Raw genomic sequence first — 14,301 nt, 5'->3', positions numbered from 1 at the left:
GCCGCCCAAGTAGACGACGGAGCGAATGGGGCTCCATGGCCGCCGATCTGCGCCAGAATGAACGAATGTGCTGCCAGAATCTCGGCAGGAACGACACCGGGCTGGAACGACACCGTGATGGCGCCGCCCGAACTCGGGAAGTTGACGAAGACCAGCACCGTCAACACTGCAAAGATCGCCGCAAAACACTGCGGTCGGGCGATGCAGACACTGATCGATCAGTACTGAGCGAAGACCTCGTCAGCGAACCGTCGAATCGAATCGAATCGAATCGCGATCACGAACACCCGTCGGGGGGATGTTGATACCGAAGGGGTCGAACGAACCGTGTCGTTCAGGAACGAACGAGGCGAGCGATAGCTGCCTGAGCTTCCTTGATCTTGACATCCGCTTCCGGACCGCCCTGTTTGGCAGCTTCGACGACGCAACCTGCGAGGTGGGCGTCGAGAAGCTTCAGGGATACGGACTGCAGCGCGCTCGTCGCGGCGGACACCTGGGTGAGCACGTCGATGCAGTACCGGTCGTCTGCGACCATGCGCGAGATTCCGGCTACCTGACCTTCGATACGACGAAGGCGTTTGAGCAGATCGTCCTGCTCGGGGCTGTAACTACTCATACCGCAAGTATACCCCCTACCCGTATGAGGGCCAGCGGGATGCGACGAAGCCCACCCGGACGCGGCGCACGACATCGATGGCCATGAGCCCCGCAACCAGAATCGACACCCCGGCACCCGAGATCCAGAGGCCGTCGTAGTGCGTGCTCTCGAACGGCGGAGCGCCCTCCAATATCGGGCCGAAGTCGGTAGTCGTCGTACCCGACCGCCAGCACACGATCGCCAGAATCGTGGCGGCGACGATGCCGAGGACACCGATCCACGTCTTCACGTCGACGAGCGGAGATGGCTGCGACTCAGTCATCGGCACACCCGTCTGGTTCCACACCAACCGTGACAACCTGGCTCAACGCCTCCCGAAGTGCCTGATCGTCTTTGGCCCACGCCCGCACCAATCCCCCGGTGGTCAGACGCAAGCCGATACCGTGCCGACGCCTCGGCACTCCGGACAGCTCACCGAGTGCGCGTGCGGTTTCCCACGGTTCCATTTCGTCCTCGTAGGCCGCGTCGTCGGACTCTGGGAACACCTCGGCGATCTCGATGATCGGCACCTCTTCGGTTCCCTGACGCAAAGTAGTCGCGGTCAGAAGTACGCTCGCATGCCGGCGCGCGGCAATCACCTGCACGTACACCAATCCGGTGAGAATCACAGCAAACATCGCCAGACCGAACCAATGCACGACGGGGCCGGTGAACAGTTCGATGACCAAAGCGATCAGGCAGAAGATCGGACCGAACGCGACGGCCCACCACCGCGAACCCGGTTCGTAGTAGAGAACGTCCGGGCCGCTTTCGGGAGCATGGTCAGCCACGGGCAAACCAACTTCGTGTGGTGTCTCGGTAGATCGCAATGCAGGCACAGATCAGCATGACGGGAACAACAAGCGCGAGCACGGTACTGATCCCGGCCACGACCAGCGCGATCTGCAGCACCGCGAATACTCCGGACACGATCACGAGTATCCGTCGACAGAGAGGTTTTCCGGCGCGCGTAGGACCGGCGAGGCCGCCGATCGCGAGACCGGTCAACAGCAGAACCAGCCCGGACACCCGCACGAAGGTGACGTAGATATCGATGTTTCCAGCCGATACGCCTTGATCGGTGAACTGCTCGCGCAGCGAATACGACGCGCTGGTGACGTTGATCAGGCCGAAGAGTATGAGTAGGAACGCGCTGGCGATCCACAGCCAAAATGCTGCCTCGACGGCTGTCGGGCGCCTGACCTTCGTAGAGATACTCACGGGTTCAAGTGTGCGCTATCCGCTGACGATGCCCGGAATCATGAGCATCAGGAGTGTCACCAGAACAGAGGCGCCGAGGATCGCGAACAAGATCACTTCGGTGCGTGAACCACGTTGGCGCAGTGGCGCGTCGTGGGTGCTTTCTGTGCGCAGGGCGTCCTGAGAACTCATCGCGTGCGACCTCTCCCCTACTACTGCAGTGACCCGTTTCACAGTACCCCGAGCTACCTACCGGTTCCCCGCCGGGGGGAAACGAAGGAAGTACGGATTGGACTCTTTTCGGTGCATCATCACAATCGCGCCGACAGCAGCAACTGCCTGCAGGATTTCCGCTCCACCGAACAGCAAAGTGGCCGCGCCGCCGTCGCCGCCGAGCCCGAAGATCACCGGGATCGCGGAGACCAGCATGAAGACGCCACAGAACGTCAGCAACATTCGAGCCCAGTTCTTGCCGCGACTCATCGAGCGCACGAACAGAAGGAACACCGCGGTGACGATCACGACCAGCACTGCGGAGAATACGATGACCAGTGGGAACATACCGTCCACGTCGGAACGCGTCAGGCCGGCATCGACAGCTGCTTGGTTTCTGAGCATCTCGTCGACGAACATCGACTTCTGCCCGAGCAGCATCCAGATCATCGCGCCGCCCTGGACCAACCCCAGCGCCGTCACAGCCCACCACAACTGAATCGCAGTCACGACATCCGTCGGCGGCTCGGGTTTCGGCGCAGGCCCCGGGTATCCGTTGTAACCGGGGCCGTATCCCGGGATCTGACCGGTAGGCATCGGTCCGAGTTCGCGGTACGGCTGGTTCTCGAACGGCTGGTTCTCGTAGGGAGGTTCCCGGCGGGGCGGTTCCTGGCGCGACGGCGGCCACTGCTCGGTCATGAGACCAGCGTATCGGTCGATACCGGCGCAGCCACCATGCGTGACACCGTCACAGCCACCATGAGTGACACCGTCACAGCCATCCGGCGACTTCCGACGCCCAATAAGTGAGGACCACATCGGCACCGGCCCGGCGAATGCTGGTGAGCGATTCGAGAATCGCGGCATCCCGATCGATCCACCCGTTCTGCGCAGCGGCCGTGATCATCGAGTACTCGCCCGAGATCTGGTACGCCGCGACCGGAACTGGAGACCGGTCTGCCGTCTCACGCAGAATGTCGAGGTAGGACATCGCCGGCTTGACCATCACCATGTCGGCACCCTCGGCGATGTCGAGGTCTACTTCGCGCATCGACTCGCGGCGATTGGCACCGTCCTGCTGATAGGTACGACGATCACCTTGCAGGGAGGATCCAACAGCTTCACGGAACGGTCCGTAGAACGCTGACGCATATTTCGCGGCATAGGCGAGCTGACCGACCTCGACATACCCGGATGCATCGAGCGCACCGCGGATAGCAGCCACCTGACCGTCCATCATGCCGCTGGGTCCGAGCAGGTGCGCACCCGATTCCGCTTGCGCGAGAGCCATTTCGACGTATCGAATCAAGGTTGCGTCGTTGTCGACAGCACCGCCGGCAGTCAACACGCCGCAGTGGCCGTGATCGGTGAACTCGTCGAGGCAGGTATCGGCCATGATGACCGTCGAATCACCGAGTTCTTCTGCCAGCGCACGCAATCCGACGTTGAGGATGCCGTCGGGATCGGAGGCACCGGAACCCTGTGGGTCCTTGTCCTCCGCCTTGGGGACACCGAAGAGCATCAGGCCACCGACACCGGCTTCCACCGCTTCCACCGCGGCGGACCGCAGCGAATCGAGTGTGTGCTGGAAAACGCCTGGCATGGAACTGATCTCACGCGGCGAGTCGATGCCGTCGGCAACGAACATCGGCAAAACGAGGTGCCGGGGTTCGAGCGAGGTCTCTGCCACGAGTCGCCGGAGCGCTGGGGTGCGCCGGAGCCGGCGAGGGCGATGAGTGGGAAACACGAGAAGTAGCCCTCCTTCGTCGGGACCTGTGAGTGGTTGAGGAGCCCACAGACTCCTCAACCACTCACGGGTGCGCTAGCGCCTTCGAGACTTCTTACGCGGGGGCGGCAAAGCACCTTCGGCGCGCAGACGAGCTGCGTGCTCGGCCAGAGCCTCCACCAGCGGTCCCACCTGAGAGGTCTCGGGCTGCACGTCGACGCGCAGACCGAACTCGATAGCGGTTTCGGCCGTCTTCGGGCCGATGCACGCGACCAACGTGCGAGCGTGCGGCTTGCCGGCGATGCCGACGAGGTTACGCACGGTCGAGGACGAGGTGAAGCAGACGGCGTCGAACCCACCGGTCTTGATCATCTCGCGGGTCTCGGCCGGCGGCGGCGCTGCCCGGACGGTGCGGTATGCGGTCACGTCGTCGATCTCCCAACCACGTTCACGCAGGCCCTCGGCGAGGGTTTCGGTTGCAATGTCCGCGCGCGGCAACAGAACCCGGTTGACCGGATCGAAAACGTCGTCGTACGGGGCGAATTCGGCCAACAGGCCTTCGCTGGACTGCTCACCGGTCGGGATCAGCTCGGGGTTGATACCGAACGAGCGCACCTTGGCTGCGGTTGCTTCACCGATGCAGGCGATCTTCACGCCGGAGAAGGCACGAGCGTCGAGACCGAACTCTTCGAACTTCTCCCACACTGCGCGAACAGCATTGGTGGAAGTGAAGACGACCCACTGGTAACGACCGTCGACGAGACCCTTGACCGAACGCTCCATCTGAGCCGGGCTACGAGGCGGCTCGACGGCGATGGTCGGAACCTCGATCGGGATCGCTCCGTGAGTGACCAGACGGTCGCTCATCTCGCCGGCCTGATCCTTGGTGCGCGGCACGAGGACGGTCCAGCCGTACAGAGCGCGAGATTCCCACCACGACATCTTGTTGCGTTGCGCGACGACCTTCCCGACGGTGACGATGAGCGAGCCCACCAGTTCGGATCCCGCTTCGTTGAGCGTGGCGAGAGTTGCCTCGACGGTTCGCTGCTGACGAGTGGTGCCGCGGACGGTGATGGCAGCAGGCGTCTGCGGAGCCAAGCCGTTCTCGACCAGCGCGCTGGCGGTCTCGGCGAGGTGTCCTGACGTTGCATGCAGGACAAGCGGTCCCGGTGCAGCGGCCAGAGCAGCCCAGTCGACTTCACCGCGAACGTCGGCCTCGGTGTGACCCGAGCCGAGCGCCATACCGGCGTAGCTCGGCACTGCCGAACCGGATGGAAGACCGGGGAGGACCTCGAACTGAACCTGCGTGCGAGCGACCGCGGTGACTTCTGCAATCACGGAATCCGTGGTCAGCGGGTCACCGGAGACCAGACGCACGACGTCGTGGCCGTTCTTGGCCTCGTGGACCAATGTCTTTGCAACCTCGGCCGGCTCACCGAGTGCCGGACGCACGTCCGCGATCAGCTCGCCGGTCTCCTCGTCACGACCCATGTCGATGCCGACGAGCGCGACGACGCCCTTGTCGACGTCCGGATCGGTGAATGCCATTGCGGCGCCGGTGAGGACGTCACGTGCGCGAACGGTGAGCAGGGCGGGGTCGCCCGGTCCCGATCCCACGAACAGGATCCGTCCGGGAGTGTTCTTTCGGACTCGGGTCATCGGTGATTCTCCAGTGCGCTGTATCGAAATGGGAACTTGGTGCAAGTGCAAAGTGGGGCGTCAAACATCGGCTGCCTCGCCTGTGGTCACGTTCATCAACTCTCGGGCGCCGAGTTCGAGTAACTCGCGCGCTACCGCTCGGCCGAGTTCCTCGGCCTTGTCCGGCGCACCGACGGCGCCGGTACGGATGACGTCCGAGCCGTCGATGGCGGCTGCGCAGCCGCGTACCGACAGTTCGTCGAAGATTCTGCCGTCGTCGTCGAGGGATTCGACGATTTCTGCAATCGCACCTACCGGCGCTGTGCATCCGGCTTCCAACTCGGCGAGAAGTGCACGCTCGGCAGTGACTGCTGCTCGGGTACCCGCGTCGTCGTGCTCGGCCAGAATTGCTGCCAATTCCGTATTGGCAGAAAGACATTCGACGGCCAACGCGCCCTGCGCCGGGGCGGGGAGCATCTGTACGGGCTCGATGTTCTCGGTGATGAGATCGAGCAGGCCGATCCGGGACAGGCCGGCGCGGGCGAGGATCACGGCATCGAGTTCACCGGATTCGACCTTGCCGAGGCGACGCTGCAGGTTGCCCCGCAGCGGCACGATGTCGAGGCCGAGCCCGAGTGCCTTCAGCTGTGAAACACGCCGCGGCGCCGAGGTTCCCACCTTGGAACCGGCCGGAAGCTCGCCGAGGACCAGACCGTCGCGGGCGACGAGCGCGTCACGCGGATCCTCACGAGGCGGAATCGCAGCGATGACAAAACGTGGATCCTGCGCGGTCGGCAGGTCCTTGTAGGAATGCACTGCGACGTCGACGCGGTTGTCCAGCAAGGCTTCTCGAAGCTCAGCGGTGAATACTCCGACGCCGATCTTCTGGACTGGATCCGTGGACTGATCGCCCTTGGTCTTGATGATGACCAACTCGGCGGGATGTCCGGCTGCAATGAGGGCATCGCGCACGGTTCCGGCCTGTGTGGTCGCGAGAAGACTTCCGCGAGTGCCGATCCGCAGCGGGCTCCCCGATTGCGGGGTGGTGACGCTCATGCCTGCAGGTCCCTTCCAGTGCGGTCGCCGTCCACCAGATCGGTGGGTGTGGCCACGGCCGCGGGAGATCCGGGGCTGAGTTCGAAGAGTTCGCGCAGCGCTGCTGCGTAGGAGTCGCCGCCGGGGGCCGACGCCAGTTGCTTGACGCGCACGGTCGGGGCGTGGAGAAGCTTGTCCACGACGCGGCGCACGGTGCGCGCAACCTCGTCGCGCTGCGGATCGTCCAGGCCGGGTAGACGCGAATCGAGCCGCATCAGTTCGGCTTCGACGACGTCGGCGGCGCGCTGACGCAAAGCCGTGACGGTCGGAGTGACCTCGGCGAGACGCTGTCCCGCAAGGTACGTCGCAAGCTCGCCGGCAACGATGGTGCGTGCGGCATCTGCGTCGGAAGCGGCGGCGCCTGCCGCCGGATCACGCTGGAGCGTCTCCATGTCGAGAACGGTGACACCCGGCAGGCCGGCGACGGCGGGATCGATGTCGCGCGGCAGCCCGAGGTCGCAGATGACCAGGTGCTTGGTGTTGTTGCGATCGGGCTCGGCGAGTGCGCGGTGCACATCCGCCAGGGTGACCACTGCCCCGACCGCGCCGGTACAGGTGACCATGACATCGGCTTGCGCCATCGCGGCCGAAAGCTGGTCGAAAGCAACACCGTCGGCGTCGACGCCGTTGGAGCGTGCTGTCTCGGCGAGGTGCTCGGCACGTTCCTGCGTCCGGTTGACGACGACGATGCGTTCGATTCCGGCACGGGTGAGGTGCGCGACGGACAGACCGCCCATCGAGCCTGCCCCGACGACCACGGCAGTGCGGCCGACCAGGCCGCCCTCGCCGATGATGCCGGCTGCACGATCGAGAGCCACGGACACGACTGACGCTCCGGCGGAGTCGATTCCGGTTTCGGAATGCACTCGCTTTCCGACGCGCAGTGCCTGCTGAGCCAGTTCGTGGACGACGCGTCCAGCGGCCTGCTGCGCATCCGAAGATGCGTAGGCAGAACGGATCTGGCCGAGAATCTGCTGTTCGCCGATCACCATCGAGTCGAGGCCACTGGCTACCGCGAAGAGGTGTTCGACCGCTGCTTCGCTGTAGCGGACGTAAGCGTGAGCGTGCAGCGCCGTCAGGTCGAGACCTGAATGGTCGGCCAGGATCTCGCCGACTTCGGTGAGAGCACCGTGGAACGCGTCCACCACCGCGTAGACCTCCACGCGGTTGCAGGTGGAGACGATCATCGCTTCGGAGATGTGCGAGGACGCCAGAAGCTTGTCGATCAGCTTCGGACGATCGGTGTCGGTAACAGCTACTCGCTCGAGCACCGGGACGGGCGCGGTTCGATGCGAGACCCCGACAAGCAGAACACTCACGGCGCGATCACTGATCCGTTTCTTGTCGAACCTGCTCCGACCGGAGCGGGTGAACTGGTGGATGGAACTGACGAAGCGGATGCGGCGTGAGCCACGCGTACTCGCGGCGCGCTGGATGCCTGATCGGCATTGCGCGCACTGTTGAAGGAGAGAACCTGCATCTCGACGGCCAGATCGACGCGCCGCAGTTCCACGTGATCGGGAACGTCGAGGGCGATCGGCGAGAAACTCATGATGCAGCGCAGCCCGGCGCTGACGAACTGGTCGCACACGCCCTGCGCTGCTTCGTCCGGTGTGGAGATGACGCCGATGGTCGCGTTCAGTTCGCGGCAGGCGACGGTCAGTTCCTCGGTGCTACGCACGACGAGGTCGCCGACTCTGCTTCCGATTCGATCTGCGTCACTGTCGAAGAGTCCGACCATCTCGAAACCGCGGCGGCTGAATCCGCCGTAGCCGACCAGCGCCTTGCCGAGGTTTCCGACTCCGACGAGGACGACCTTGTGCCCACGATCGAGTCCGAGTGCACGCTCGATGCGAATGCGGAGCCTGTTGACGTCATACCCGACGCCGCGGACGCCGTTGGGTCCGAGGAACGACAGATCTTTGCGCAATTTCGCTGATCCGACGCCTGACGCCTGGGCAAGCTCCTCGCTCGAGACGATGGAGGTACCCCGGTCGGACATCACTCCGAGGACCCGCAGGTATGCGGCCAAGCGCGTCACCGTAGCCTGGGGGATGACGCGATCCTGAACGATCGAGTCGGTGACCGAGGCGCTGGCAGCGTCGGTGACAGAAGAGCCCGCAGCGCCGGTGACGCGCTGAGCCACAGGCTCATGCGTCTGGTGCGGTTCGGTCACGTCGCTGGCTCCTCGTCCGGTCGACACGACTGTCGACCTCCACGATGCTCCGGGGGGAATGTTCACACCACGGTAACCGCTTGTGAACCCATGCACAAAGTTGCTCGAGACGGGTTCGATGTGCCGTTCACCTGCAAAGCGGCTCCGCGGACATCTTTGAGGGTTGCCTTACTTGCGTAAATCGTCGCGAAGGCGTTCTTCGTCAACTTCCCAGTAACCGTGCTCGCGTCCGTCGAGAAGAATGACCGGCAATCTGTCCCCGTACTCCGCTCTCAGCTCTGGATCCGTCGCGGCAGCTTCGTCTACGTCGATGCACGTCAATTCCAGCTCGAACTCGGAACAGACCCGTCGCAGTACCTCCGCCGCGCCGACGCAGGACGCGCATCCTGCGCGTGTCAACAGGGTTACTTCATGCGTAGCTGCAGTCATCGACGCAGACCTTTCTTCAGCTGGGATGCCATCTACTTGATCGGTCGAGTGTGCCTCCAGAGCCCCACTCGGTACCAAATCGGCGGAGAGGAACGTCACACACCCCAGGGAAGGTCGCCATCCAACCCATCGGGCCTCATTGCGGAGGATAGGCTGACTCGAAGAGTTCTCTGCTCGAGAGTGCAACACGGGAGGTGCGGGTGCCTGCGCGATCACTACCGAACGGCTCCGGATTCGGATCAGGGCTGGCCGGGGTCATACTCCCCGGACGTCGCCATGTGAAAAATCCGCTGGGCCCGAGTGAGTCGGAAGTTCGAGCCAATCTCGCCGGCGAGGCGAGTGCTGATGCAGCCCTGGCGTTGCACGAAGCTTCCAACCCCACAGAACCCGAAACTGGCGAAGAGCCGCCGACCGTTCCGCGCGACCTCACGGCCGCCGCATTCTTCGACGTCGACAACACCATGGTGCAGGGCGCATCGATCATCCACTTCGCCCGTGGTCTCGCTGCTCGCAAGTATCTCAAGACCTCGGATCTGGTCGATTTCGCATGGAAGCAGATCAAGTTCCGAGTCACCGGCAGAGAAAGTAGTGACGACGTCGCGGAGGGCCGTGAGAAAGCACTGTCATTCGTGGCCGGTCGATCCACTGCCGAACTCGCCCGCCTCGGCGAGGAGATCTACGACGAGGTCATCGCCGACAAGATCTGGCCAGGCACGAGAGCGTTGGCCCAGATGCATCTCGACGCCGGACAGCAGGTGTGGTTGGTGACGGCGACTCCTGTCGAACTTGCTCAGGTCATCGCTGAGAAACTGGGACTGACCGGCGCCTTGGGCACCGTCGCCGAGAGTGAGGACGGCGTCTTCACCGGCCGGCTCGTCGGCGACATCCTGCACGGCATGGGCAAGGCTCACGCCGTGCGGACACTGGCCGTACGTGAAGGACTCAATCTCAAGCGCTGTTCCGCCTACTCCGACAGCCACAACGACGTGCCGATGCTCTCTTTGGTGGGGACGCCCGTGGCGATCAATCCCGACGCAGATCTTCGTGAACTCGCGAAGAACCGTGGTTGGGAAGTTCGCGATTTCCGCACCGGACGAAAAGCGGCCAAGATCGGCGTACCGACGGCGCTCGTGCTCGGAGCTGTCGGCGGGGCGCTCGCGGCAATTCTTGCAAGGCGCAAAGAACAGAACGCCTGAGCGGGTGCGGTCCGAATCGACTGGCGATCCGGACCGCACTCAGCCGAGAAAGACGTTGCGACGCTTGGCCAACAGTCGATACAGCGTCTGTTGAATCGTTTCTCGAACATGGTCCGTGACCTCGAACAGGACCATCGGGTCGTCGGCGGCACCGCTCTCGAAGGTGTCGGTGACGATGGGCTTTCCGAACTCGATGTACCACTTCGACGGCAACGGAACCAGGCCGAGCGGCCCGAAGTGCGGAAACAGTGGTGTCACCGGAAAATACGGCAACCCGAGAACCCGCGCGAGTGTGGTCAGATCACCGATTTTGGGATAGATCTCCTCCGAACCCACGATCGAGCACGGAATGATCGGGACACCGGTACGCATTGCGGCCGACACGAAGCCACCGCGCCCGAACCGCTGTAACTTGTACCGCTCACTGAACGGTTTCCCGATGCCCTTGAATCCTTCCGGGAACACCGCCGCAACTTCCCCCTCGTTGAGCAGACGCTCGGCATCGGGGTTGCACGCCAACGTATGACCAGCCTTGCGCGCCAGACCGCCTACCACCGGCATCTCGAAAGCCATGTCCGCAGCCAACATTCGCAGCGGGCGGTGCGCCGGATGATGATCGTGCACCGCAACCGACGTCATCAGGCCGTCAAGCGGGATCACACCGGCGTGATTGGCAACCACCAGCGCTCCCCCGGTGAGGGGAATGTTCTCGATCCCGCTGACCTCGACGCGGAACCACTTCTCGAACAACGGCCGCAACATCGGCATGACGACGTTGTCCGCGAAATGCGGGTCGAATCCGAACTCGTCTACCTCGTAGTCACCGGACACCCGACGTCGGAAGAATTCTGCCGCCGAGCCGATCTGGTCGACGATCGCCGACCTGGCCGCATCGACGAACGTGCTCTCACCGCCTTGGTCGGCCGCCGACGAAACTCCGGACGGATGCCGACGCTCACTTTGTTCACGGATGTCACGCTCCGTGCCGGTGACGGACTCACGCGACCGAGAGGTTGCCGACTTTCCGGTGTGAGTTACACTGGGCCGCAAGGGAATTACCTTTGCCACGTCACTCACCCCTTCACCGCACTTCGTCCCGACACCGGCATGTGCATCACGTCTGCAGTTGCCGCTGCCTCGGCGGTGTCACCGCCGAGGATGGTGCTCAACGCATTCTCTGCCCGATCGATCCACTCGGACTTGATGATCCGGCGGGTCTGCATCGCACGCATGAAATCGTCGAGTGCCTGCATGGTGGTCCATCGCGGCTCGAACCCCAATTCGCTGCGCATGCGAGTGGTGTCGAGTCCGCAGCCGAACCGGAAGTACTCGAGTTGCTCGTCGGTGTACAGCCTCATGGACGATCCCACCAACGCGCTCCCGACACTGCGGAACAGCGCGAGCGGCATCGGAACTTCGACCCTTCCTGCCCGGCGGATCGCCTGCGACATCATCACCACCCCGTCGCCGGCGATGTTGTACGTACCCGAGGCGTGTCCGATGGTCGCCTTCTCCAACGCTGCGAGGGCATCCTCGACGTGGAGCAATTGCAGACGCGCGTTGCGCCCGACGATGGTCGGCACGAGCGGGGCGGTGACGTAATGCCCGACAGTTGCCGTCAGTTGAGGTCCGATCAGCGGCGCCAACCGCAGAATCCCGACCGAGATGTCGGGACGCCGACGCCCCATCCCGCGGAGGTATCCCTCGATCTCGAGACTGTCGCGGGCATATCCGCCCGGCGGCCGGCGGCGCGCACTCATTTCTTCGGTGAACTGGGCGGGGTCCTTGGCACTGCACCCGTAGACAACCGAGGCCGAGCGCAGGACCACCTTGCGAACCGTCGGAGCTTTCTGGCAGACCGCGAACAGTTGCATGGCGCCGATGACGTTCATGTCCTTCATCGCGGCGCGGCTGCCGGCTTTGGGGGCTTTCTGAAGCGTCGACGCATGCACGACGGTGTCGACCTCGGCGTTTCGGATCACTTTACCGATCAGCGGATTGCGGATGTCTGCTCGCACGAATTCCGCGCGGCCCATTCTGCGCATCATGTCCTTGCTCGGACTGACCGCGTCGACGGCGATGACACGCTCGATCGACGGATTCTGCGCAAGCCTGGTAATCAGGTAGCCGCCGAGGAATCTGCTCGCCCCGGTCACCAGTACGACGCGAGGCGCCGTGCCCCCTGAAGTGTTGTCACCTTCAACCACCAAGTACCCCCATATCCAGTAGAAACGCGCTCTGCCGAAGCGTTCCTCCCGCGATTTTCCCCCACTTTACGGGCAGAGGGGGTCCCGCGCTGACTACCCAAAATTCGGCCATTCAAGACAAACCGCCCAGACAATGAGACGGCCGACACATCTCTCCCCTGAGATACGTCGCCCCTCCCCTGAAATAGATCGATGCCCGCCACCCCGGGAGGGGCGGCGGGCATCAACAGGTATTGCTTATTTACCGAGTTTCCTGCGCTGTACTCGGGTACGACGAAGCAGCTTGCGGTGCTTCTTCTTCGACATGCGCTTGCGACGCTTCTTGATCACTGAACCCATAGCGGGTGTCCCTCACGTTCTTCTCTAGCGTTCCTGCGCACGCCGGTCACGTACGCCTGCGCCAAGCAATTGGCGCCTGGCCCTCGTTTTAACTAGCTCAGCGCCTTACGACACCAGCTTGCTGGTACGACAGTGACTCATCGTACCGGTGTGGACTCACTCGGCATAAACCGAGCCTCCGGCACAGCAACCGCTGTGCCCGCGACTCAGCTCACGCCGAGGTCATCCTCCTCGAACCGGCTGGTCAGCCGGCATCGAAGTACGAGGTTTCGAGGTAATCGTGCACTGCCTTCGCATGTACACGGAACGAACGGCCCACTCGTACAGCGGGCAATTCGCCACTGTGCACCAACCGGTACACAGTCATTTTCGACACCCTCATCAAAGTTGCTACCTCAGCAACAGTGAGGAATTGCGTGCCGGCCACTGCCGGCTTTCCGTCGTGGGACGAACCCATGGACGGCTTGTTTGCAGACACCATTAATCCACATACCTCCAGCACGACTCGCGCCGCCGGCTTCCCCTCCGGCGGAACAGACACGTACGTACTAAGTCGAGCTTAGCTGTACTGGTGGGGTTAAAGCGACGGGTGTGGCTAAACGGACGACTATTCCGCAGCTGCACCCATCGCGGCCGAGCGTGTCTTGGCGGCATCCAAGGCATCGAAGAACGCCGTCCGCAGGCCGCCTGCTTCGAGCTGACGCAGTGCCGCAGCCGTCGTTCCGCCCGGTGACGTCACCGCGGCGCGAAGATCCGTCGCGCTGTCGCCGGTGCGATCGAGCATCGCTGCGGAACCGACCATCGTCTGCACCACCAATTCGGTAGCGACCGGGCGCGTCAGGCCGAGACCGACTCCCGCGTCGATCATCGCTTCGGCAACCAAGAAGAAGTAGGCCGGCCCCGAACCCGAGACAGCCGTGACCGCGTCAATCTGCGATTCGGGAACTGTGACTACTTTGCCGACGCTGCCGAGGATGCCGCGTACAAGTTCGAGGTGCTCGGCCTTGACGTGGCGTCCGGGTGACAGAACGCTCACGCCCTCCCCCACCAACATGGGGGTGTTCGGCATGACGCGGACGACCGGGAACCCTGCCGGCAGACGCGTTTCGAAGAACCCGGTGGGGATTCCCGCCGCGAGAGAAACGATCAACTGCTCGAGGTCACCGTCCAGATCGACCTTCGTCAACGCGGTGAGCGCTGATTCGACGTCGTTGGGCTTGACTGCGATGACGATGACGTCTGCACCCTCCGCGGCATCGGCGACCGTGCTGACACGGATGGAGTATTCGGCAATCAATTCGTCCGCGCGAGGCTGATACTGCTCGGCGACAACCAGATCCTTGATGGCGTGGCCGGCCTGCAACAGCCCGGAGATCAGCGCCTCGCCGATCTTGCCGCCACCGATAATCGCAATTCTTGTCATGGCGAACAGCCTGCCACGACCG

At 63.4% G+C, this 14,301-nt stretch carries 19 protein-coding genes; 2 read left to right on the top strand and 17 right to left on the bottom strand.

Going from position 1 to position 14,301, the window contains the following annotated elements:
* Nucleotides 1–57 precede the first annotated feature (57 nt).
* On the top strand, nucleotides 58–228 hold the full coding sequence (locus R4P65_RS00820) for a hypothetical protein (RefSeq protein WP_317825125.1): 171 nt from the start codon (nucleotides 58–60) through the stop codon (nucleotides 226–228).
* Between the two features lie 106 nt (nucleotides 229–334).
* Here the strand turns inward: R4P65_RS00820 and R4P65_RS00815 are convergent, their stop codons facing one another.
* The 12 genes from R4P65_RS00815 to R4P65_RS00760 form a co-directional block, all read right to left on the bottom strand.
* Nucleotides 335–616: a metal-sensitive transcriptional regulator gene (locus R4P65_RS00815; protein ID WP_003942012.1), complete on the bottom strand. Its 282-nt coding sequence runs from the start codon at nucleotides 614–616 to the stop codon at nucleotides 335–337.
* A 16-nt stretch (nucleotides 617–632) separates the two neighbouring features.
* Nucleotides 633–920, bottom strand: a complete 288-nt coding sequence (locus R4P65_RS00810; protein WP_317825124.1) for a hypothetical protein — start codon at nucleotides 918–920, stop codon at nucleotides 633–635.
* Nucleotides 913–1,428: a hypothetical protein gene (locus R4P65_RS00805; protein WP_317825123.1), complete on the bottom strand. Its 516-nt coding sequence runs from the start codon at nucleotides 1,426–1,428 to the stop codon at nucleotides 913–915. Before R4P65_RS00805 ends, R4P65_RS00810 begins: the two co-directional genes overlap by 8 nt.
* Nucleotides 1,421–1,858, bottom strand: a complete 438-nt coding sequence (locus R4P65_RS00800; protein WP_042951199.1) for a hypothetical protein — start codon at nucleotides 1,856–1,858, stop codon at nucleotides 1,421–1,423. Before R4P65_RS00800 ends, R4P65_RS00805 begins: the two co-directional genes overlap by 8 nt.
* 15 nt (nucleotides 1,859–1,873) lie before the next feature.
* On the bottom strand, nucleotides 1,874–2,029 hold the full coding sequence (locus tag R4P65_RS00795) for a hypothetical protein (RefSeq protein WP_317825122.1): 156 nt from the start codon (nucleotides 2,027–2,029) through the stop codon (nucleotides 1,874–1,876).
* A gap of 57 nt (nucleotides 2,030–2,086) precedes the next feature.
* Nucleotides 2,087–2,749, bottom strand: coding sequence for a hypothetical protein (locus tag R4P65_RS00790; RefSeq protein WP_230816941.1), 663 nt, complete (start codon nucleotides 2,747–2,749; stop codon nucleotides 2,087–2,089).
* 73 nt (nucleotides 2,750–2,822) lie between these two features.
* Nucleotides 2,823–3,797, bottom strand: a complete 975-nt coding sequence (gene hemB / locus R4P65_RS00785) for a porphobilinogen synthase (RefSeq protein WP_317825121.1) — start codon at nucleotides 3,795–3,797, stop codon at nucleotides 2,823–2,825.
* Between the two features lie 75 nt (nucleotides 3,798–3,872).
* Nucleotides 3,873–5,435 carry a uroporphyrinogen-III synthase gene (locus R4P65_RS00780; protein WP_003941969.1) on the bottom strand — a complete coding sequence of 521 codons (1,563 nt, stop codon included), beginning with the start codon at nucleotides 5,433–5,435 and terminating at the stop codon, nucleotides 3,873–3,875.
* 60 nt (nucleotides 5,436–5,495) lie between these two features.
* A complete protein-coding gene (hemC, locus tag R4P65_RS00775; RefSeq protein ID WP_317825120.1) occupies nucleotides 5,496–6,470 on the bottom strand; it encodes a hydroxymethylbilane synthase in 975 nt (324 codons plus the stop codon).
* On the bottom strand, nucleotides 6,467–7,828 hold the full coding sequence (locus R4P65_RS00770; RefSeq protein ID WP_317825119.1) for a glutamyl-tRNA reductase: 1,362 nt from the start codon (nucleotides 7,826–7,828) through the stop codon (nucleotides 6,467–6,469). The genes hemC and R4P65_RS00770 overlap by 4 nt, the downstream gene beginning before the upstream one ends.
* On the bottom strand, nucleotides 7,825–8,712 hold the full coding sequence (locus R4P65_RS00765; RefSeq protein WP_230816938.1) for a redox-sensing transcriptional repressor Rex: 888 nt from the start codon (nucleotides 8,710–8,712) through the stop codon (nucleotides 7,825–7,827). Before R4P65_RS00765 ends, R4P65_RS00770 begins: the two co-directional genes overlap by 4 nt.
* A 141-nt stretch (nucleotides 8,713–8,853) precedes the next feature.
* Entirely contained in the window at nucleotides 8,854–9,114 is a 261-nt protein-coding gene (locus R4P65_RS00760; protein ID WP_003941953.1) for a glutaredoxin family protein, read from the bottom strand.
* Nucleotides 9,115–9,314: 200 nt separating this feature from the next.
* Between R4P65_RS00760 and R4P65_RS00755 the strand changes: the two genes are divergently transcribed.
* On the top strand, nucleotides 9,315–10,310 hold the full coding sequence (locus R4P65_RS00755) for an HAD family hydrolase (RefSeq protein ID WP_230816937.1): 996 nt from the start codon (nucleotides 9,315–9,317) through the stop codon (nucleotides 10,308–10,310).
* Between the two features lie 39 nt (nucleotides 10,311–10,349).
* On the opposite strand, the gene R4P65_RS00750 is transcribed toward R4P65_RS00755, so the two are convergent.
* The 5 genes from R4P65_RS00750 to proC all read right to left on the bottom strand — a co-directional run bounded on the left by R4P65_RS00750 (nucleotide 10,350) and on the right by proC (nucleotide 14,279).
* Nucleotides 10,350–11,387, bottom strand: coding sequence for a lysophospholipid acyltransferase family protein (locus R4P65_RS00750; RefSeq protein ID WP_317825118.1), 1,038 nt, complete (start codon nucleotides 11,385–11,387; stop codon nucleotides 10,350–10,352).
* The gene (locus tag R4P65_RS00745) at nucleotides 11,384–12,517 is read right to left on the bottom strand and encodes an NAD-dependent epimerase/dehydratase family protein (protein ID WP_230816935.1); all 1,134 of its coding nucleotides are present in this window, start codon (nucleotides 12,515–12,517) and stop codon (nucleotides 11,384–11,386) included. The genes R4P65_RS00750 and R4P65_RS00745 overlap by 4 nt, the downstream gene beginning before the upstream one ends.
* 237 nt (nucleotides 12,518–12,754) lie before the next feature.
* Nucleotides 12,755–12,856 (bottom strand): 30S ribosomal protein bS22, encoded by a 102-nt coding sequence (locus R4P65_RS00740; protein WP_003402602.1) that lies wholly within the window; start codon nucleotides 12,854–12,856, stop codon nucleotides 12,755–12,757.
* A gap of 244 nt (nucleotides 12,857–13,100) precedes the next feature.
* A complete protein-coding gene (locus tag R4P65_RS00735) occupies nucleotides 13,101–13,337 on the bottom strand; it encodes a helix-turn-helix domain-containing protein (RefSeq protein ID WP_003941845.1) in 237 nt (78 codons plus the stop codon).
* A gap of 126 nt (nucleotides 13,338–13,463) precedes the next feature.
* A complete protein-coding gene (proC, locus tag R4P65_RS00730) occupies nucleotides 13,464–14,279 on the bottom strand; it encodes a pyrroline-5-carboxylate reductase (RefSeq protein WP_317825117.1) in 816 nt (271 codons plus the stop codon).
* Between the last annotated feature and the right edge of the window lie 22 nt (nucleotides 14,280–14,301).

The sequence above is a fragment of the Rhodococcus sp. IEGM 1318 genome (genome assembly GCF_033142465.1).
GTDB classification, from domain to species: domain Bacteria; phylum Actinomycetota; class Actinomycetes; order Mycobacteriales; family Mycobacteriaceae; genus Rhodococcus_F; species Rhodococcus_F qingshengii_B.
The sequence above is the reverse complement of the archived record's forward strand: the minus strand, read 5'-3'. Positions and strand labels throughout refer to the sequence as shown.